This is a genomic window from Mucilaginibacter sp. (genome assembly GCF_025362475.1).
In the GTDB taxonomy this organism is placed as follows: Bacteria; Bacteroidota; Bacteroidia; order Sphingobacteriales; family Sphingobacteriaceae; genus Mucilaginibacter.
This window is the reverse complement of record NZ_JANYGH010000055.1, coordinates 11887-32235: the sequence shown is the minus strand read 5'-3', so window position 1 is coordinate 32235 and position 20349 is coordinate 11887. Positions and strand designations below refer to the sequence as shown.

Below are 20349 nucleotides of genomic sequence, written 5' to 3'. Positions count from 1 at the left end.
ATGGGATTGGTTGCCTTTATAAACCTTGAAAACGCTTTATTTAGCTATTTAAAATCCTAATTAAGCTTTTACGGTCATCAACCCTTAGTTGCATGGTAATAAGCAGGGAAACAAAATAAAACATAACTGAAAGCGCGCCTGCCACCCACAAATTTTGAAATAAAAACCTTGCTGAAAAAATACTAATTAATGCGCATCCGGTACAAATAATCAAGGACGTAAAAGCGCCCTTAAATCCAAAGCTTTGATTTTTTGAGCAATAAAAAACAGACTGTACCAGGCATGCCAATAAAAAGGCAATGGCGGCCCCCTCGTTTTTATAAATAGGTATTAATACCAAATCGCCAATTACATTTACACCAAAAGTAATAAGGAATGAATGGAAGATCATTTTTAGCCGGTTTTGCACGAATGATATGGTCCACAAAAAATTATTAAAATATAAAAGGGGCATGCAAAGAGAGAGGATAAATATTGTATGGGTATTAACAGCTCCGTATTTTCCCTTAGTAAGGATATCAATCACAGGATTCCAACATAAATTTAGCAGCAAGCCCGTAAATACGGCTATAACGAGTTCTATCCTGATCAGCAGCATCAGATCCGCCGGACGGGAATTCCCGCTTTTAAACAATTTGGTGAATTTGGGAATTAACAAGGGTGCTATCGCGAGCAAAGGTAAAGTAGAGATCTCAAATACTTTATATGCAAAGCTATATTCGGCAAGCTTTACTGCCGATACCATGAACCCGATAAACAACCAATCAAACCGGGCCAAAGCCGATGTGATGAGTACCACACCCACCTGCGGTAACGATTCTCGTAACAACAATAAGTATGCTGTTTTATTCCATCGCGCAAATACCGGTATTTTGATATATTTCCTGAAAAGATGAACGCTTACCAGTAATTCTATCGTATCCCCCGCTATAAAAACCCCAATTATGAAATTGATGCTAACAAGGTGTAATAATGCCAATATAATTAATCCTGCACCCCTAATTATGTTCGACACCACTAACATGGATGATAACAACTTAAAGCGTTCCATACCGCTGGTTACCTGTTTTAACGGTGTGGAAAAGAACATCATCAACTTACCAATACCTATCAGTAGTATCAGCCTGTATAAATCCCCGTCTTGCACAAAAAACATTTTACTGATTAACAATATCGCATAAAAGAATGCACCAGTTAAAATTACATGGAATACGTAAAGTGATAATACAGCTTGAGCATCATCTCCATGGGCTACTTTTTTGATGACAACCTGGTCAATACCAAAGGAGAGAATATTAAATGCGGATAACAGCACGGCCAAGGCCAGGTTAACCTGGCCAAAGCTGTTTTTATCAAGATTTACCGAAAGGATGTAAAATATAAATAAGCCAAACAACTGGTTTATGACAAGCTGCAACGTATTTGCCGAAAGATTGTGTACCAGCTTATTTTTCATGAACGGCTAACCGGTTTATTCAACACGCGTATTGGCTTTAAACTTGTAAGGCATAACCTGCCTGGCCGGCTTATACAATTTTTTTTGCCTAATGGTTTGCGAAGCTTCACTAAGGTAGTGATATTTTAACCTTGTATTTTTAAATGCCATTTTTGCAATTTTAAAACCTTCTTTGCCATCCAAAAATCCTAAAAAAAATAAATAGATTTTTACAAAATGAAATAAAGGCGCAAGGTACATTTTCATAAAACCTGCCTTTTTGCCGCACTTTAAATATTTAATAGCGCTAAGCTGTGCATAATGAATTGTTTTTGCTTCATGCTCTTGCTCATTTTTCACTGAGTAATGCTGAATGTGACCTTTCAATTTTTTCACCACAGCCTCTTTTGGGAGGATTAAAGTTTCATGCACTGTGGGCTCGGCCCATTTTACCTGGGTCCGGTTAAAAATGCGGATATGATGATCTCGCCCCCAATTACCAAAACGAATGAGTTTATTGCCGTAATAAGCTTTATAATCAATATCATAAACTACTTTCTCATCGTCAAAATTCAATGCTTTTATTGATCTTATAAGCGTTTCATCCGGTATTTCATCGGCATCAATACTCAGTATCCAATTATTAAGGGCCAGTTGAATTCCTTTGTTTTTATTAGCGCCATAACCATCCCAGTTTTTATGATAAGCCCTGCATCCGTTTTGAGCCGCTATTTTTAGCGTACCATCTGTGCTGCCGTTATCTATTACAATAATATCATCGGTGATCTGCTTTAGTATGGGCATACTTTTGGCCAACATCTCAGCCTCATTTTTGGTGATAATAACAACAGAAATAGAAGTCATGCGGTTAAATTTTTAGCTGTGCCTGGCAAATCAAGCAACACGTATCTATTAATTATATCGCTGATTTTACGCAAAAGGTTGCCCATAGCACCAAAAACTTATTTTAGTAATATCAGTTAATCAACCTAAACACTCCATTTTATATAGATACTTTTACATATGAAAACTGGAATAAAAGCAATTGTTACCGGAGCAACCGGAATGGTAGGCGAGGGGGTAATGCATGAGTGTTTGCAAAATCCCGACGTTGAGCAGGTTTTAGTAATTAACAGGAAACCCTCCGGAGTTTCTCACCCCAAACTAAAGGAGATCATCCATGCCGATTTCCTTGATCTGTCAGCAATTAGCGATAAGCTTACCGGGTATAACGCTTGTTTCTTTTGTTTGGGTGTAACCTCTGTTGGCAAAAAAGCCGATGAATATTATGAACTTACCTATACACTCACCATGCATGTGGCCGAAACATTGGCAAAACTAAATCCAGATATGACTTTTTGCTATATATCAGGAGCGGGTACCGATAGTAAGGAAAAAGGCAATGGCTGGGCCGCAGTAAAAGGTAAAACCGAAAACGACCTGATGAAACTACCCTTTAAACAGGTGTATGCTTTACGACCGGGTTTTATTAAACCTATAGAAGGCCTATCAAATACACATAGCTATTACAAATATATAAACTGGCTATTCCCCATTGGCCGTGCGCTTTACCCCAATGGATTTTGTACACTAAAGGAGCTTGCCGCTGCCATGATACACATTGTGAATCAGCCATATCCTAAAAAAGTGATTGAAGGAAAAGATATAATTGCTTTGGCTAAATAGCGCTTTAAAAGGTTACCTTTAGCAACATGCCGGTATTTGCCAGGTAACATGCTAAACCACCATTTATTGGAAGATACCTTTAATTGCCTTATTGATAGTTATATAAACAATAAGGTGGGCATTGCCGATCACTTTTTAAGTGATACACTGGCTGCTGATCTAAAACAAAATCTCATATCGCTTTTTCAGCAAAATCAACTCCTTTCTGCCGGTATTGGTAATGATCGTATAGTGGTTAATAACCAATTAGTACGGGGTGATAGCATTTACTGGCTCGACCGTAAGCATGATACGCCTTGTGAGAATGTTTTTTTCGATCTGATGGATAACTTTGTAGGCTATTTAAACCAAACATGCTATACCGGCATTACCGGCTACGAATTCCATTACACATTATACCAAAAGGGGGCTTTTTATAAAAAGCATCTTGATCAGTTTCAGAATAACGATAGCCGAAAATACTCCATGATCATGTATCTAAATACTGATTGGCAAGCTGCTGATGGGGGCGAGCTGTGTATTCATCAAAACAATACTTACCAAAACATCAGCCCCGAAAACGGAAGAACGGTGTTTTTTAAAAGCAACGAACTTTTACATGAAGTTTTATGCACGCAAAAATCAAGGATGAGTATAACCGGCTGGCTAAAGGTAGATCATTAAAGGTTTGGTTAAATAATAAACGGGATTAAATGATCCCGTTCATTATTTAAATACATCCGTACGTTATTTAGGCCCTAATACCGAATTTAAATTCCAGTTTACACCAAGTGCAATACCTGTTGATTTTAAATCGACCCTGCCATTGCCAATGCCTGTAAGCGGCAGCTTCATATACGGTTGTATTACCGCGCTGAATTTTGAGTTTATTTTGCGCTGATAATTTGCATTGATATTAAGCACACTAAACAGGTGAGTATTTTGATTTTTGATCTCCAGATTATAAGGCTTCCATCCGCTTTCGGCCGAATAATCAAACCTGTAATTTTCTTTCAGCATAAAATAGGAGGATAAACCGGTACCCAGCGCGATAGCGTTGCTTCCTCTCGAATATAGTTGATAACTAATATTTAAAGGAACATCAAGAACCTTGCAATTTGCCTGTATATTGGTAGGTATTACAGATGGATTGTAGGATGCCGAATTGTAACTGTCATAATTGGTTGAATACGGCTTAATAGCATAAGATGCACCGGTGCTTATAAATAATTTCTTTGTTAAGCGTACCGAAAACTGCACTCCATAATTAGTACCTGCCTGGCTGCGATTAAATGAATTAACAGCGTTAGCATCAGATGCCGCCAGTATACTAATTGCAAACTGCGGCCGGTTTTTTATGGCAGATGCTTTAATAGCGGCTATTTGTTTTTTTGCCTCTTGTACTGCGTTTTTATCCGTTATGGTATCGGCACTGCCGTTTTTACCCTGCGTATTTATAGCCGCCATTTGCTTTTTTGCATCCAGCACCGCTTTTTTTTCTGTTATGGTATCAACTGCCGCCACATTTACGTTTTGTGTTTTGTTATTTGGTAATGCATTATTAGCAATCAAATTATTAACCTTATCAGTAATAGTATCTTTTTTACTCCTGGTTATTAAATTATTGCTACGGGCGGCATTGGTATCTACCGCCAAAGCGTTGTAACCAGTTGAAGGTGTTATACCAGAAAATGGGCTAAACTGATGTTTACCTGTGTTAGGATGATTCGATGGATCAAGCGATTGATTTTGAGTATTGTTACTACCCAAGCTTTCCTCCTGACCAGGTAGCTTAGCCGCAGGCACTTTAACCGGATCGCCACTTTGTAAGCCATCCTTTTGGGGATTATTTTTAGTGTTTTTGCTGTGTAAATTCGTTTTTGTTGGATCTGTTTTATCGTTATTGGTATATAAATATAAGCCGATAGCAAGCAGTAATAATGCGGCAATACCCGATGCATAATAAATTATGCGAAACAATACTTTCTTTTTGCCGGATTTGTTATCCAGCAATGCTTCCATTGATTCCCAATCCTCCTCACGAAAAGCAAAGCGATCCTCAGAGCCGGATAACCCGTCTTTGAATAATTGATCCAATTTATTTTCGTATTTCTCTTTCATCTTATTATTAATTGAATCAAAACAGACATGCTGATACTCACCGCACCTATTGCAACAATGGTTTGTTGTGAGTCACCGGAATTTGCATCCGGAAGCCGTCTGGAATTAATTACCATATTCTTTAATTTTTCTCTGGCTTTAAACAGGTTTGATTTTGATGTACCTGTGCTAATACCCAGTTGTGTTGCTATCTCCTCGTGCGAAAAACCCTCAATCGCAAACAGGTTAAACACCGTGCGGTAAGCATTGGGTAATTGCTGTATCATCCCAATAAGGTCGTCGTAATTTAATTTCTGGTCAGGTAATTCATTATGTCCTACATCTTCAGCAGCATCCAAATCATCATTGAGTGAAAGTTTCAGGTTACTCCTGTAATAATCAACCGATGTATTCATCATGATACGGCCTACCCAGGCTATAAAGGGCCTGCCTGTATCATATTTTTGCAAATTGGTGAACACTTTTAAAAACCCCTGGTTCATGATCTCAGAAGCTTCATACCTATTACCGGCATATCGCAGGCATATACTCATAGCAAAACCATAAAACGCCTTATAAAGCATTTTCTGGTCCTTCCGGTTATGCTGTAAACAGCCTGCAATTAACTGTTGTAGTTCTGCTTCTCCCATATATGCGGGCTTCCAACCTTTTTTAAATTTCCTTATCTGCAGTTAACACGGTATTCAGCAACTAAAGGTTGCCACAACGTTTACTTTTTTTAAGGATTTATAAATATTGTTTTATAGCATTATTTTATCTCTAAATATATAGAAAACAAGACTACGCAACAATAAAACAATTAAAAAATACTCATCATTTAGATGAGAAAAACATTTTTTAACTAACCCGGTCAGTCAGTATTTTCATTCATATCAACCATAGTCCAATTATCCTGAACACCTTTTGGGCCACCATTATATTTTAATATGATCTAAAAATTGGTTTTAATCTTCGCACCCTTTTCATCAATTGAGGTAACATATGATTTAATAACAAATACCGAATCGGATTTTTTGGCAAATTGATAACGATCTTCGGCAAACACCAGGTTTCCAGCCTTTACAGTAGGACTGATGTATTCTTTTGCTACCTGGTAAGCATCATCGCTATTGGGAAATGTTGTGAAGGATAAAATATCTGATGAGCCGCCTGAGGTAGCAAACTTTGCTATTACTGCAGTAAAAATAATTCCGAAAACCACCAGCACCCACACGCCGGTCATAGCCGTTTTCTTTTTATGCTGTTTGTCTTTGAGGTAGGAAAGTTCAGGTTTTGATTTTGGATAGATTTTCTCCATCAATTTAGGTTATATGATTTTAAATATACAGGGTGTAAAAATAAAAACGGTTTATACGGTAAACCAATGAAGATTGTTATTAATAATAAAACTACAATATGTAAACTTAAATAAAACAGTAAAACAAAGTATGATACTATCCAAAAAACAAATAAGCCAGGAAAATGGCAGTTATAATACCGGCCGCATCAGCAATTAAACCGGCGGGGATAGCATACCTTGATTTTTTAATACCTACAGTACCAAAATACAGCGCAACAATATAAAAAGTAGTATCGGCCGAGCCATTGAATATGCTTCCCAATCGTCCGGCAAAACTATCGGGGCCAAAAGTTTTCATTACATCTATCATCATCGCCTTTGAGCCCGATCCACTTAAGGGTTTCATATAGGCCACCGGCATCGCATCTACAAAGCGCGTATTTAAACTTGCTTTCGTACAAACCCAGCGTAAGCCTTCGTTCATATAATCCAAAGCTCCGCAACTGCGAAATACGCTAATGCCCACCAGCATGGCAACCAGGTAGGGGATAATTTTTACCGAAGTTTCGAATCCGCTTTTTGCACCCTCAACAAAAACATCAAATACATTGATTTTTTTGATCAATCCCCCAACAATAAAAATAACAGGAATGGCAAACAACAGAAAGTTACTCACCACTTTTGATACGGTGCTGATCTCGTCTTTGGATAGGTGCGTGGTGAAATACCAAACTACCAGGGTTATAAAAGCGGTTACGCCACCAAGCCACGTGATAATCACCCTATCAAACAGATTGATTTTTTGTTTAACGGCCACCACCAATAAGCCCACAACAGTAGCCACATAAGTTGCTATTACACAGGGTAAAAATATATCGGCGGGGTCTTTAGCATTAAGGATGGCACGCTGGGCTATAATGGTAACCGGTAACATTTGCAAACCCGAGGTATGTAACACAAGGAACATAATCTGCGCGTTTGAGGCGGTATCTTTATCGGAATTTAACTCCTGCAAGCTTCCCATTGCTTTTAGTCCAAGTGGGGTAGCGGCATTATCCAATCCGAGTAGGTTGGCTGAAAAATTCATGAGCATTTGCCCAACTGCAGGATGCTTTTTAGGAACTTCGGGAAACAGGCGACTGAAAAATGGACCTACAATGCGCGAAAGAAAATTTATAGCACCTGCTTTTTCACCAACATTTAAAATGCCCAGCCAAAAAGCCATGGCACCAACCAGCGGCAGCGCAATATCCATCACCGATGATTTTGAGGAACTAAAAATGCCGTCAACCAATAATTTAAATGCTTCTACATCGCCTAAAAATATAAGCTTAACGAGGGCAACAACAAAAGCGATAAGGAAAAATGCTATCCAGATATAATTAAGGGCCATTAGCTATGTTTAAGGCTTTGAAGTTAATGGTTTTGTATTTTAATATGAAATAACAATCTTTAAATACTTATTTCCAAAGCATAATCATGACTACTACCTCAGCAATTTTAAACAATGTGATCAATGATTTCCTGCAGATAAAAACCCATCAGGTTGATTGGGAAAACAAATCAACACCCGGTAAATGGTCAAAAAAGGAAATCATAGGCCACCTGATTGATAGCGCGCAAATAAACCTACAGCGTTTTGTGCGTTGTACTTACGAAGAAAATTTCCGGCTTACTTATGAGCAGGTGGAATGGGTTGCGGCACAGCATTATCAAAAGGCTGACATCAATGAGCTGCTTGACCTGTGGAACTTACTTAACCGGCAAATTATCAGGGTTTGGGAAAACTACCCACCAGAAAGATTGACCGCCCGTTGCGATAACAGTAAAATGGAACCTAACCTGCAAACTGTTGAATGGCTGGCAAATGATTACGTTGAGCATTTATTACACCACCTAAAACAAATTAAATAACATGGCAGGCTACTCGGGCACTCCCTTGGCAAAAAAGCTGGGCATAAAACCGGGAGCAAAACTAATGCTGATTAACGCGCCCGACAATTACCTGCAATTGCTTATCGATTTGCCTGCAGATGTATATTTTGTGGGTGGAGGCGATGTTAAAAAAGATGTGATCCATTTTTTTACCAAGCAACAGGATGAATTTTTAACCATGCTTCCCCAATTAATGAAGCAAATTAAACCCGAGGGGATGATATGGGTATCCTGGCCAAAGAAGGCATCAAAGGTTGTTACTGATATTACCGAAGACATTATCAGGAATTTCGCACTTGAAATTGGGCTGGTGGATATAAAAGTTTGCGCCGTTGACGAAACATGGTCGGGGTTGAAATTGGTGATCCCTGTTAAAGACAGGATGCAATTTATATGAAATTTTTTGGTAATGAGAGCGTAAATAATGCCCTGCTGATTAGCAACACTAAATTTTATACTTAACTTAGCATTATTATAAACTACAATACTATGTCTACAATAGAACTTAAACGTGTGCATAAAGATTTCGGCTTTGAGGCTGTAGATGCCAATGGTCACACCGTAAAAATGGATAGCAGCCCCGAAAGCGGTGGCGATGATTTTGGCATACGCCCAATGCAAATGCTTTTAATGGGTTTGGCAGGTTGTTCTGCAATTGACGTTATCAGCATACTTAAAAAACAACGACAGGAAGTAAAGGATTATAAAATGGTTGTAAACGGCGAACGTGAAGCAGGTAAAGAACCTTCACTTTGGCAGGATATTGACATTGAATTTCATTTATATGGCGATATTGATGAAGATAAGGCAGCCCGTGCTGTTGAGTTATCACTTAATAAATATTGTTCGGTGGCCGCTACGCTTAGCAAAGCAGGCGCTGAAATTAAATCAAAGGTGTTTGTGCACCCTGCGGTAGCCATTTAACATCTTACAAATAATTACGATTAAAACAACAAAAGCCGCTTGAGTTAAGCGGCTTTTGTTGTTTTTAAAAGCCTGTCATCCAGGCAGAGTATTTACTACGGCTTTATTCGCCTTCAAAAAAATCAATTAACCCGCCAAAGTAGCTATATGTCCAGCCTTCGGCTATGTCATCAAAATCCTCATCAGGAATGTTGGTGTGCCTTAATTCGGCAGATGTTCCTTCTTTATCAGCGTGTAGTTTAATAGTTACTATGGAGTTATCAGATTTACCTTCAAAGTACCATTGTTGCACAATCTTTTTACCCGGTTCAAACTCCAGGTTTTTACCGGTTATGCTGCCATCCCACATGGAAAACTCAGAGCCTGGCTCTGTACTCATTTCTGCAACCTCGCCTGTCCATAATTCAATGGTAATTGGGTTGGTTAAGGCTGTATAAATTTCATCGGGCGTAGCCGGTATGCTGTAGTATTTTTTAAAATCTTTCACCTGCGCAATTTAGCAACATTATTTTAAACCTTTACAGGGCCAATAGGTAATACTACACGCCCGTAAACTTCATTTAATACATTGGCAATACCTGTATATATAGCCGAGGCTCCGCAAATTATACCCTCGTAACCGGCAATGTGCTTAATAGCAGGGTTGCCTGTAGCATCGCCTATCACCAATAAAAGAAACAATATGGTTAATGATCCAAATACAAATTGAAGTGCTCTGTTTAATTTTAGCGTACCAAAAAACATCAGAAACGTAAAAATACCCCATACACCTAAATAAGCGCACATGGCGCCTTCTGAAGCTGGTGTTGTCCAGCCTAATTTTGGCATCACAATAAGCCCCACTAATGATAGCCAGAAAAAGCCGTAGGAAGTAAAAGCTGTTAACCCAAAAATATTGTTCTTTTTGGCTTCAATAACCCCCGCAATAACCTGGGCCATACCGCCATAAAATATACCCATGGCCAGTATCATACCATTCATTTCAAAAAAGCCTGCGTTATGGATATTTAATAAAACGGTTGTCATACCAAAGGCGCAAAGCCCAAGTGGGGCCGGGTTGGCAATACCATCCTTTACAGGGATAGTTGTAGTTGGAATCATAATTGGTTTAGTATTTAATTGGTTTATACCGCAAGCTAATTGAATTATAAATATTTTACAATTTTATTTACAACTCGCGGCTTACATTTGCGTTAAGTAAACACCTATGCAAAAAATAGTACTAATACGCCACGGCGAAAGTATATGGAACCTCGAAAACCGTTTTACCGGCTGGGAAGACGTTGATCTATCAGAAAATGGTTACCTGCAAGCCCGAAAAGCAGGGGAGATACTTAAAAAGAACGGCTATAACTTTGATGCCGGTTTTACATCATACCTCAAACGATCAATCAAAACCATGCATTTTGTATTGGAGGAGCTTGATCACTTATGGATCCCGGTTGAAAAATCATGGCGGTTGAATGAGCGTTTTTATGGCGCCCTGCAAGGAATGAATAAGGATGAAGCCGTAGCCAAGTACGGGGCCGAACAAGTACTAAAGTGGCGGCGCGACCCAAATGAACATCCACCCGCAATAACCCGCGAAGATCCACGTTTCCCCGGGCACGACCTGCGTTACAAAGATTTAACAGACCGCGAACTACCCTTAACCGAAAACCTAAGCGAAACCATGGACAGGGTTTTACCCTTCTGGAATGAAAGCATTGTAAATGCCATACGCCGCAACCAAAAGGTAGTTGTGGTGGCCCATGGCAATAGCCTGCGTTCATTAATAAAATATATTGACTGCCTTACCGATGAGGAGGTAATCAAGTTAGAGATCCCTACGGCAACACCCTGGGTTTATGAATTGGATCATGGATTAAACCAGATAAGGCATTATTATCTGGATTGAAATTTATCTTGATTTTTAGTTCGCTGCTTTTTCTAAAATCAGGTTTTCATTTATTCAATATGTGCCGTATTTGTTTATATTCGTCGTTCTTATAAACCATATCCTATATTAAAAAATGAAGAAGTCTGATATTTATGAAATAACCATAAAAATTCTGGGTGTTTACCTTTTGGTATCCAATTTATCTAAAGTACCCGGCTTTTTTACATTTTTAAAAAGCTTCGGTGCCATTTCATCAGCCGACCATGCCGGTGAGCAAATGAATTTATTTTGGTTAAACATTGCAAATTTTGTGTTGATGCTGGCCTTTTCCATTTTTCTGATTGCAGGTACAAGATTTATTACCCGGTTAGTAACCACCACAGCAGACAAGCAGGAAAATGTAAAGTTATTTGCCGATAGAAAAGTGATCTATGAGATAGCATTGATCATCATTGGCGGCCTGCTTATTGTTAATAGCCTGCCCGATCTGCTTTACCGCTTATACAATTTATCAAACGTTAGCGATCAAAACTCAGTAATATCATCGATAACAAAAATATTCGTCGGCATTATAACCGTAGCATATGGAAAACGCATTGCCGCTTTCTTTGCGAAATAAACAATGATATCCTAAAGAATTCTTAATAAATGAAAAAGGCTCCGACTTGGAGCCTTTTTCATTTTATGCCGATGCCAAATTCACCCCCGTTAGCTGATCGGCAAAGGCAACAAATGCCCCACTATCAGCTATACGCAATTGATTAGCTATCAAACTTTGCAAATTCACTTTCCCTATAACAAATTTGTAACTACCAGAATAATAACGCTCTTGTATGTGCAAAAACTGCAAAGCTTCTACCAGGCTCTCGTCATCGTACCTTAAGTAGATGTTTAATTCAATGTTATTGGTGAATTTAAGGTCGGTTTTTTCTTTAGCCTTTTTATACTCGTATTGGTAATTGTAACGCAGCGCCGCAATATCAGATAGTACTGCCGAGCCTGTAGGGTGCCCACCAGCGCCTTTACCAAAAAAGAATTGCTGATCGGCAAAAGCTGCCTGCACAGTTACACCATTGTATTCATATTCTACATTGTATAAAAACTCGGTACTATTTACAAACTTGGGTAATACAAACATAGCTACGTTTTTATCATCCAATTCTTTAGCAACAGGTACCAATTTAATTTTCAAATTCTTTTCACGGGCATACTGCAGGTCCTGGGCAGCCAGGTTTTGGATCCCTAAGTTAAAAATCTCCTCCGGCTGTACAATAACACCGTAGGCATGTGCAGCTGCAATAACCAGCTTATATTTGGCATCAAAGCCGCCAACGTCGCTTGTAGGGTCAGTTTCGGCAAAGCCAAGATCCTGCGCTTGTTTGAGGGCGCTATCATAATCCAAACCTTCAATAAACCCTTTGGATAGTATATAATTTGATGATCCGTTAAAAATGCCACTTATGGAGTGCAGCAATTCGTTGTCATAATACTCTTCCAGGTTACGGATAATGGGGATACTGCCACACACCGCACCTTCATATAACAATGAGGTACCGTGTTTATGCTGCAGTTCTATCAATTCCTCCAGGTGCAGCGCGATCATTTTTTTACTGGCCGATACAACATTTTTTCCTGAGCTTAACGCCCTTGAAACTATCTCGAAGGCAGCTTCGGTATCATTTATTAGCTCAACAATGGTATTAATCTCCGGGTTGTTCAGCAACTCGTCTCTATCAGTGGTAAATAATTCTGCGGGTAAAGTGCGCTTTTTATGCGGGTCCTTAATGGCAAATTTTACTATTTCGATGTTTAAATTTTTTGTTATGATGATATCATATAATCCCTGTCCAACAACTCCAAATCCAAATAATCCTATATTTAACTTTTTACTCATTACGCTGTACGTTGCAATTCTATAATTTTTCCTTTTACATCGGTTTTAAAAAACGATGTTATAATATTTGTTAATGCTTCTGTTTCAATCAAAAACCCATCATGACCATAAAATGAATCCAACTCGGCAAAGGCCGATTTGGGAATATGCCTAAACAGGTATTCCTGTTCTTCAATAGGGAATAACACATCTGATTTTATGCCAATAACCAGTGTACGTGCTTTGATCAGGCTTAACGCCTTTTCTACACCGTTACGACCACGGCCTACATTGTGCGAATCCATCACCTTCGTTAAATACCAGTAGCTATGGGCGTTAAAGCGGTTTACCAGCTTTTGCCCCTGGTAGTCCTGGTATGATGATGACTTAAAATCATCAGTTTTATTGTCTGTTTCTTCCTGCTGCGTTATGCCGTAGGTTTTATAGGTACGGTAGGAGAGCAGCGCAATACTTCTTGCGGCTTTCAAACCTTTTTGACCTCCATCCGGGGTATTATCATGAAAAGTAGGATCGGCACTCAAAGCCAAACGCTGTGATTCATTAAATGCTACTCCCCATGGAGAATGGCGCGCATTGGTAGCTATCAGTATCAGGTTTTTAATCCTGGCTGGTTCAATAATCCCCCATTCAATTGCTTGCTGGCCGCCTAATGAGCCCCCGATAAGGATGTGAATATTTCCTATTCCAAGATGATTTGCAAGTAACTGGTGTGCTTTTACAATATCCCTGATGGTAAATTGCGGAAAAGCCTGTAAATATGGCTCCCCGCTTGCCGGATTAATGCTCAAAGGATTGGTTGTGCCATAGGGTGAACCCAGGATATTGGCACATACAATAAAATGCTCTTCGGGGTTAAATTTATTGCCTGTACCCACAAAGCCTTTCCACCAGTCAAAAACATCGGCATTGGCAGTTAGCGCATGGCAAATCCATATCACGTTGTCCTTCTCCTTATTTAATCTGCCATAAGTGTGAAAGCCAATCTCCAATTCATGTAATTGCTCGCCGGATTCAAGACCGAATGGTTGTGTGTACTTAAATATTTCTGTGTTCATTCTTCTGTTTTGTTATCACAGGTGCAGCTAATTTTAATTTAGCTGCATCCCGTAACAACTTTAATATATCACTTAAAAAAAACTATACTATACTAATTGGGCCGATGCCCTTTTTATTTTGGCAAATGCCTGTTCAAAATCTGCTTTAATATCATCAATATGCTCAATACCGACAGCTACACGTAATGAATTAGGTGTTACACCTGCTGATAATTGTTCTTCATCAGACAGCTGCTGATGTGTAGTTGCTGACGGCTGAATAATCAATGTTTTAGCATCACCAACGTTAGCTAAATGACTAACCAGCAAAAGATTGTCAATTAATTTACCGGCATCTTCCTTATCGCCATCTATCTCAAATGATAGCACCGCTCCAAATCCATTTTTAAGGTATTTTTTTGCCAATTGATGGTAAGGAGATGATTCCAATCCGGGATAGTTAACTGATGCTACCTGCGGGTGCTGATCAAGCCATTTGGCAAGCTCCAACGTGTTATCTACGTGGCGTTGTACACGCAATGAAAGGGTTTCTAAACCCTGGATATTAAGCCATGAGTTAAATGGAGATTGCGACGGACCAAAGTCACGTAAACCTTCTACACGGGCTCGTATAATAAACTGGATGTTGCCAAAAGGACCGCCAATGCCAAATACATCTGCAAAAACCAAACCGTGGTAACCTTCAGATGGCTCCGTAAACTGCGGAAATTTGCCATTAGCCCAGTTATAAGTTCCGCCATCAATTATTACTCCGCCAATACTGGTACCATGACCACCTATCCATTTGGTGGTTGATTCAACCACAATACTGGCGCCATGCTCCAACGGGCGAAATAAATAACCGCCGGCTCCAAAAGTATTGTCGACTATTAAAGGTAGGTCATGCTTTTTTGCAAGAGCACCCAACTTATCAAAATCAGCAATGGTAAAGCCAGGGTTGCCAATAGTTTCCAGGAAGATAGCTTTGGTTTTATTATCGATAAGCGCTTCAATGCTTTCGGCAGTATCATCCTTGGCAAAACGTGCCTCGATGCCTATTCGTTTAAAGGAAACTTTAAACTGGTTATATGTACCACCATATAAAAATGGTGAGGAAACAAAGTTATCGCCAACTTGTAATATGTTATTTAATGCAATGAATTGTGCTGCCTGGCCCGATGCGGTAGCCAAAGCCGCAACACCACCTTCTAAAGCTGCTATGCGTTTTTCAAATACATCGGTAGTAGGGTTCATAATGCGGGTATATATATTCCCAAACTCTTTTAATGCAAACAGGTTGGCACCATGCTCGGCATTTTTAAATACATAAGATGTGGTTTGGTAAAGTGGTACCGCGCGTGAACCCGTTGTTGGATCAACTTCCTGACCTGCGTGTAGTTGTAAGGTTTCGAATTTTAAATTGCTGGTAGACATAGGTGTGTTTTTTTAGATTATAATTAATTCTTTGATGTTTAAATGGACTTTGGAAAGCTGAATAGGAAATGAATATCAGTTTAACAACACGTGCGTTTTTCGGGATTTGAAAAAGAGGAACGTGCTAAAGCATCAACAGCAGCAACACATACACATATAGCTAATATTTGAGCTAATACGTTGTATATTACCGTTTTGGGTATTAAAAATGTTGCCTGTAGTAATTTTAACTAAATTTTTCATGGTTATAAATTTATATTCCCCGGTGTTATTTGCCGGGACAGGAATTGGCACCTTCTTCAAAATTGAAGGGTTGCCAGCGGGTCATTGAGCCTGATCTCTCGCCGCTTCTTTATAAATCAATACCCGAACTATGCGGAGGATTGATCGATTATGGTATTGCTACCAAATAATGTTCCAAAGATAAGCGGATATTTATTAAAATACCAAATTAAATTTTATTTAGATAAAAGATGGGTGGACAAAGGAACAAAAGTATCAGGAAGAAATAAAAAGCGTGGGTATCTGCGATCTCTTCTCTCGGTAAGTAGGAGAGAAAGGTTAAATCAGGTTAGCTAACAAAATTTGCATAGGGCACAAATCAATCGAGGTTACCTGCACCGTTAGGTGCTACCTGTTTGTAGAAAAACCACGCCCTTAACCTTTGCCTCGTTAGAAGCTACCTGCCTGCTAAGAAAGCCTATACCTTGCTAATTTGCAGGTAACGCCTACGGCGCAATTTTGTTTTTTGTTGATATTGCTACAAACAGGTAGCGCCTAACGGCGCATGCAATTGTGTAAACATAGGTTTAGCGGGGAGGGCCAGCGTAAGTTCCACCTTAGTTTAACACGCCGGAATGGTTGTTTGTGAGGACACAAACAACTGAGTAGGAGTATATATTTATTTAAACACCAATTAGATTAAAGACTGTTGGACAAATAAGCAAAGATGCTTTACTTATTTAATCCTTGCTCCTTGATCTTTTCATCCTTTATCCATTTAAAGCCTGCTCCAAATCTTCTATCAAGTCATCAATGTGCTCTAATCCAACCGATACCCGCAGTAAATTGCGCGGTGTTTTTGTATCCGGCCCCTCAACGGTAGCACGATGCTCTATCAGGCTTTCCACGCCGCCAAGGCTGGTTGCTCTGGTGAATATTTTTAGCTTATTGATGATATTATGGGTATCATTTTCGTCGCCCTTAACTATAAAGGACAGCATTCCTCCAAAGGCAAGCATCTGGTCTTTAGCAATTTCATGCTGCGGGTGTGATGCCAGGCCGGGATATAAAACCCTTTCTACTTTTGGGTGATATTCTAAAAATTCAGCTAATAATTGGGCGTTGTACACATGCCCTTTAACCCGATATGGCAGCGTTTTAATACTGCGTACCAACCAAAAGCAATCGGTTGGGGAGGGGATGGCACCGCCCATTTCCTGCACCTGGCGAATTTTTGCCCACCAGTCGCTTTTTTCAGCGGTAATTAGCGCCCCGCCCATCAGATCGCTATGGCCGCCAAAATATTTTGTTGCCGAATGCATCACTATATCAGCCCCTAATGCCAACGGCTGCTGACATATCGGGGTGGCAAAGGTATTATCAACAACAACTTTAAGTCCTTTTGCCTTGGCAATACCCACCACCTTTTTAATATCAGTGATTTTAAGCAGGGGGTTTGAGGGCGTTTCTATCCATATCACACCGGTTTCGGGCTTAATGTGCTGCTGGAGCACTTCGCTATCATTAACATCAATAAAATCGAAAGTTAAAATGCCTGCGAACAGGTTTTTAAGCTGATTACGCAAACCGTGATACATATCGTCGGGACAAATAATATGCGTGCCCGGTTTAAGAGATTGAAATATCGCCATACCAGCTGCATTGCCCGATGAAAACGAAGCGGCATCAACACCACCCTCTAATTGAGCTATAACATTTTCCAATAATGAACGGTTAGGGTTTGATGACCGGCTATAGATATGCCCACCAGGAAAATCGCCATCTACACCACGCTCAAAAGTGGTAGACATTACAATCGGCTGTATCACAGCTCTTGATGATCCATCAATATGGTTACCTGCATGTATGGCTATAGTTTCAGTTTTCATTATCGTGTGTATGTTATTGCCTCAAAGTAAATAAGATTATTTGTGATTTGCTGTAGCACTCAACCTCTTTTTTGCGAATAGGTATAAAAACCGCAACCATGAAAAAACCCCTTATCATTACCTTGCTTATTACCATATGTTTATCGGCCTGTAAAAAAGATGCACTTACAAACGATTATGATAAAAGTTATTCGGCCTGGTTGAGTTTTAAACGAGCTAACAACAACTCCTATTCATATACGACTATAAACGGCTCGGTGGTGTCAGGTGTTAGTGGAGAAACCAAAATCACCGTGAATAAAGGTGTTGTTATAGCAAGAGATTATACGTCTTATAAATATAGCCCCAACACGACCGGTACAGGGAGTGTAAAAACTACTTTAAGTGAATGGCACGAAGATAAAACCAATTTAAATACACACGGAAATGCGGCAGGACAGGTACTTACCTTAGATGATGTTTACAAAAAAGCTAAAAATGAATGGCTTACTGCCGATAAAAAAACTAATGATATTTTCTTTGAGGCAACTATCAATGGAATGATATCAACATGCAGCTACAGGCCCAAAGGCTGTCAGGATGATTGTACTGTTGGCATACATATTTGGTATATAAATGCACTGTAAACTCAATGTCATTACTTGCTATCATTAAGTGATGTACCTGTTGTATGAAGTATTGTTTTGTGCTTTTTATTACATTTGTGCAAAGTTTTTTGAATGGAAGCTGAGAGTAATTTACAATTATTATTACAAAATCCGGATCTGCCTGCTGATTTAAAGCACATTGCCGAAAAAGTTTTACGGAGCGAACGGATCACCTTTGATGAAGGTGTTACGCTATATGAGCAGTGCGACCTGGGCTATCTGGGCGTTTTGGCCAACTACATCCGCGAGAAACGCCACGGCGATATAACCTATTTCAATCGTAATTTTCATATCGAGCCTACCAATCTTTGTGTTTATGATTGTAAATTTTGTTCGTATTCGCGCCTGCTTAAACAAAAATCAGAAGGGTGGGAGTACACCATGGATGAGATGTTTAATATGGTAACCAAATACGATGGTGAGCCGGTAACCGAAGTGCATATTGTAGGCGGTGTATTACCCCAATACGACGTACCTTTTTATCAGGAGCTTTTTAGCAGGATCAGGAAACACCGACCCGAACTGCACATTAAAGCGCTAACACCTGTTGAATACCATTACATATTTAAGAAAGCTAAAATAGACTATGCAACCGGCATGCGCCTGATGTATGAAGCTGGTTTAGGCTCAATACCTGGCGGTGGTGCCGAAATTTTCCATCCGGAAGTTCGTGAGCTAATCTCGAAGGATAAATGTACCGGCGACCAATGGCTGGCTATTCATGAAGAATGGCATAAACTGGGTGGGCGCTCAAATGCTACCATGCTTTATGGCCATATCGAAAAATTCCACCATCGGGTTGACCATATGGAGCAGCTGCGGCAGTTACAGGACAAAACAGGAGGTTTCCAAACGTTTATCCCCTTAAAATTCCGCAACCAGGATAACCAGATGTCGCATGTGCCTGAATCAAGTGTGGTTGAGGATCTTCGCAACTACGCTATAGCTCGTATATACCTGGATAATTTTGATCATATCAAAGCTTATTGGGCAATGATCAGTCGCACTACAGCGCAACTTTCTCTTAATTTTGGTGTGGATGATATTGATGGAACGCTTGATGATACCACAAAAATTTATTCTATGGCAGGTGCAGAAGAGCAACACCCGGGCATGAGCACCAAACAACTGGTTGAATTAATTAAAAATGTGGGCAGGTACCCTATAGAGCGCGACACGCTTTACAATGTGGTTACCGATTACAATAATTTTGAATTCCCGGAGACTGAGAAAAAGCCACAATATTACAAACTACCAGTAATTAATTAGCCCAAGGCAGAAAGCCCGGGGCGCAACTTCAATAATAAACATGCAGATAAAGCTTTAAGCTTCGGCTTCAAGCAATCTGCTAAAAAAGAATGATACAAAAAACCTTATATATAGTACGCCACGGCCAAACAGAGCTTAACAGACAGGGCATTGTACAAGGACGCGGCATGAACACCGATTTGAATGACGAGGGCCGCAAACAAGCCAGTCAGTTTTACGAGGCTTATAAAGATGTTGCTTTTGATAAGATCTATGTATCAGCATTAAAACGTACCCAGCAAAGCGTGCAATCCTTTATTGATCTTGACATCCCTTACCAAAAATTAAGTGGTTTAGATGAGCTGGCCTGGGGCATACATGAAGGGCAGCCAAGTACTACCGAAAACAAAGCGGCCTTTTTACAGATCATGCGCGATTGGCTCGATGGCCGCTTAGATAGTAAATTTGAAGGTGGCGAAAGCCCCAATGAGGTTGCCATCCGCCAACGTGAAGCGTTACAGGTGATCATGAGTCACCCAGAAGAAAAAACAGTGCTAATTTGTATGCACGGCCGTGCCATGCGTTTATTACTATGCATTTTAACCGGCAAGCCTTTAACAGAAATGGAAACATTTCCGCACCAGAATCTTGTTTTATACAAGGTTGTGACCGATGGCGAGAAATTCGAAATCGTAGATTTCAATAATGCCGAACATTTAAAACAATCCTGAAAGAAAGTACTT

22 protein-coding genes and 1 riboswitch are annotated in these 20349 nt (G+C 39.7%); of the genes, 10 read left to right on the top strand and 12 right to left on the bottom strand.

Features of this window, described 5'->3' with window-relative positions:
• Positions 1-40: 40 nt before the first annotated feature.
• Together Q0R88_RS17620 and Q0R88_RS17615 are read right to left on the bottom strand one after the other, a co-directional pair.
• On the bottom strand, positions 41-1456 hold the full coding sequence (locus Q0R88_RS17620; protein ID WP_295718622.1) for an oligosaccharide flippase family protein: 1416 nt from the start codon (positions 1454-1456) through the stop codon (positions 41-43).
• Positions 1457-1471: 15 nt separating this feature from the next.
• Positions 1472-2299 carry a glycosyltransferase family 2 protein gene (locus Q0R88_RS17615; RefSeq protein ID WP_295718621.1) on the bottom strand — a complete coding sequence of 276 codons (828 nt, stop codon included), beginning with the start codon at positions 2297-2299 and terminating at the stop codon, positions 1472-1474.
• A gap of 159 nt (positions 2300-2458) precedes the next feature.
• Between Q0R88_RS17615 and Q0R88_RS17610 the strand changes: the two genes are divergently transcribed.
• Complete coding sequence (locus Q0R88_RS17610; protein ID WP_295718618.1) at positions 2459-3121, top strand: NAD-dependent epimerase/dehydratase family protein; 663 nt, start codon at positions 2459-2461, stop codon at positions 3119-3121.
• Positions 3122-3169: 48 nt separating this feature from the next.
• A complete protein-coding gene (locus Q0R88_RS17605) occupies positions 3170-3784 on the top strand; it encodes a 2OG-Fe(II) oxygenase (protein ID WP_295718616.1) in 615 nt (204 codons plus the stop codon).
• A gap of 63 nt (positions 3785-3847) precedes the next feature.
• Here the strand turns inward: Q0R88_RS17605 and Q0R88_RS17600 are convergent, their stop codons facing one another.
• The 4 genes from Q0R88_RS17600 to Q0R88_RS17585 all read right to left on the bottom strand — a co-directional run bounded on the left by Q0R88_RS17600 (position 3848) and on the right by Q0R88_RS17585 (position 7893).
• Positions 3848-5221 (bottom strand): hypothetical protein, encoded by a 1374-nt coding sequence (locus tag Q0R88_RS17600; RefSeq protein WP_295718614.1) that lies wholly within the window; start codon positions 5219-5221, stop codon positions 3848-3850.
• Positions 5218-5850, bottom strand: coding sequence for a sigma-70 family RNA polymerase sigma factor (locus Q0R88_RS17595; RefSeq protein ID WP_295718611.1), 633 nt, complete (start codon positions 5848-5850; stop codon positions 5218-5220). The genes Q0R88_RS17600 and Q0R88_RS17595 overlap by 4 nt, the downstream gene beginning before the upstream one ends.
• A gap of 302 nt (positions 5851-6152) precedes the next feature.
• Positions 6153-6518: a hypothetical protein gene (locus tag Q0R88_RS17590; protein ID WP_295718608.1), complete on the bottom strand. Its 366-nt coding sequence runs from the start codon at positions 6516-6518 to the stop codon at positions 6153-6155.
• A gap of 136 nt (positions 6519-6654) precedes the next feature.
• Entirely contained in the window at positions 6655-7893 is a 1239-nt protein-coding gene (locus Q0R88_RS17585; RefSeq protein ID WP_295718607.1) for a nucleoside recognition domain-containing protein, read from the bottom strand.
• An 86-nt stretch (positions 7894-7979) separates the two neighbouring features.
• Between Q0R88_RS17585 and Q0R88_RS17580 the strand changes: the two genes are divergently transcribed.
• From Q0R88_RS17580 to Q0R88_RS17570, 3 genes are all read left to right on the top strand, one after another.
• Entirely contained in the window at positions 7980-8414 is a 435-nt protein-coding gene (locus Q0R88_RS17580; RefSeq protein ID WP_295718585.1) for a DinB family protein, read from the top strand.
• Between the two features lies 1 nt (position 8415).
• Positions 8416-8832, top strand: coding sequence for a DUF3052 family protein (locus Q0R88_RS17575; RefSeq protein ID WP_295718582.1), 417 nt, complete (start codon positions 8416-8418; stop codon positions 8830-8832).
• 92 nt (positions 8833-8924) lie between these two features.
• Positions 8925-9359, top strand: coding sequence for an OsmC family protein (locus Q0R88_RS17570; RefSeq protein ID WP_295718579.1), 435 nt, complete (start codon positions 8925-8927; stop codon positions 9357-9359).
• A gap of 103 nt (positions 9360-9462) precedes the next feature.
• Here Q0R88_RS17570 and Q0R88_RS17565 read toward each other — a convergent pair whose 3' ends face one another.
• Positions 9463-9846: an SRPBCC domain-containing protein gene (locus Q0R88_RS17565; RefSeq protein ID WP_295718577.1), complete on the bottom strand. Its 384-nt coding sequence runs from the start codon at positions 9844-9846 to the stop codon at positions 9463-9465.
• A gap of 23 nt (positions 9847-9869) precedes the next feature.
• The gene (locus tag Q0R88_RS17560; protein ID WP_295718574.1) at positions 9870-10460 is read right to left on the bottom strand and encodes an acetate uptake transporter; all 591 of its coding nucleotides are present in this window, start codon (positions 10458-10460) and stop codon (positions 9870-9872) included.
• Positions 10461-10566: 106 nt separating this feature from the next.
• Between Q0R88_RS17560 and gpmA the strand changes: the two genes are divergently transcribed.
• Both gpmA and Q0R88_RS17550 read left to right on the top strand, forming a co-directional pair.
• Positions 10567-11256: a 2,3-diphosphoglycerate-dependent phosphoglycerate mutase gene (gene gpmA, locus Q0R88_RS17555; RefSeq protein WP_295718572.1), complete on the top strand. Its 690-nt coding sequence runs from the start codon at positions 10567-10569 to the stop codon at positions 11254-11256.
• Between the two features lie 115 nt (positions 11257-11371).
• Positions 11372-11857 carry a hypothetical protein gene (locus Q0R88_RS17550; RefSeq protein ID WP_295718570.1) on the top strand — a complete coding sequence of 162 codons (486 nt, stop codon included), beginning with the start codon at positions 11372-11374 and terminating at the stop codon, positions 11855-11857.
• A gap of 63 nt (positions 11858-11920) precedes the next feature.
• Here Q0R88_RS17550 and Q0R88_RS17545 read toward each other — a convergent pair whose 3' ends face one another.
• The 4 genes from Q0R88_RS17545 to Q0R88_RS17530 all read right to left on the bottom strand — a co-directional run bounded on the left by Q0R88_RS17545 (position 11921) and on the right by Q0R88_RS17530 (position 17711).
• Positions 11921-13132: a homoserine dehydrogenase gene (locus tag Q0R88_RS17545; RefSeq protein ID WP_295718568.1), complete on the bottom strand. Its 1212-nt coding sequence runs from the start codon at positions 13130-13132 to the stop codon at positions 11921-11923.
• Positions 13132-14187: a homoserine O-acetyltransferase gene (gene metX / locus Q0R88_RS17540; RefSeq protein ID WP_295718567.1), complete on the bottom strand. Its 1056-nt coding sequence runs from the start codon at positions 14185-14187 to the stop codon at positions 13132-13134. The genes Q0R88_RS17545 and metX overlap by 1 nt, the downstream gene beginning before the upstream one ends.
• Positions 14188-14274: 87 nt before the next feature.
• Positions 14275-15600 carry an O-acetylhomoserine aminocarboxypropyltransferase/cysteine synthase gene (locus Q0R88_RS17535; RefSeq protein WP_295718566.1) on the bottom strand — a complete coding sequence of 442 codons (1326 nt, stop codon included), beginning with the start codon at positions 15598-15600 and terminating at the stop codon, positions 14275-14277.
• Between the two features lie 250 nt (positions 15601-15850).
• Positions 15851-15961: riboswitch (SAM riboswitch) on the bottom strand.
• A gap of 631 nt (positions 15962-16592) precedes the next feature.
• A complete protein-coding gene (locus tag Q0R88_RS17530; RefSeq protein WP_295718564.1) occupies positions 16593-17711 on the bottom strand; it encodes an aminotransferase class I/II-fold pyridoxal phosphate-dependent enzyme in 1119 nt (372 codons plus the stop codon).
• A gap of 98 nt (positions 17712-17809) precedes the next feature.
• Between Q0R88_RS17530 and Q0R88_RS17525 the strand changes: the two genes are divergently transcribed.
• The 3 genes from Q0R88_RS17525 (at position 17810) to Q0R88_RS17515 (ending at position 20337) form a co-directional block, all read left to right on the top strand.
• The gene (locus Q0R88_RS17525; protein WP_295718562.1) at positions 17810-18337 is read left to right on the top strand and encodes a hypothetical protein; all 528 of its coding nucleotides are present in this window, start codon (positions 17810-17812) and stop codon (positions 18335-18337) included.
• A gap of 93 nt (positions 18338-18430) precedes the next feature.
• On the top strand, positions 18431-19627 hold the full coding sequence (gene mqnE, locus Q0R88_RS17520) for an aminofutalosine synthase MqnE (RefSeq protein WP_295718560.1): 1197 nt from the start codon (positions 18431-18433) through the stop codon (positions 19625-19627).
• Between the two features lie 89 nt (positions 19628-19716).
• Positions 19717-20337 carry a histidine phosphatase family protein gene (locus Q0R88_RS17515; RefSeq protein WP_295718559.1) on the top strand — a complete coding sequence of 207 codons (621 nt, stop codon included), beginning with the start codon at positions 19717-19719 and terminating at the stop codon, positions 20335-20337.
• Positions 20338-20349 lie beyond the last annotated feature (12 nt).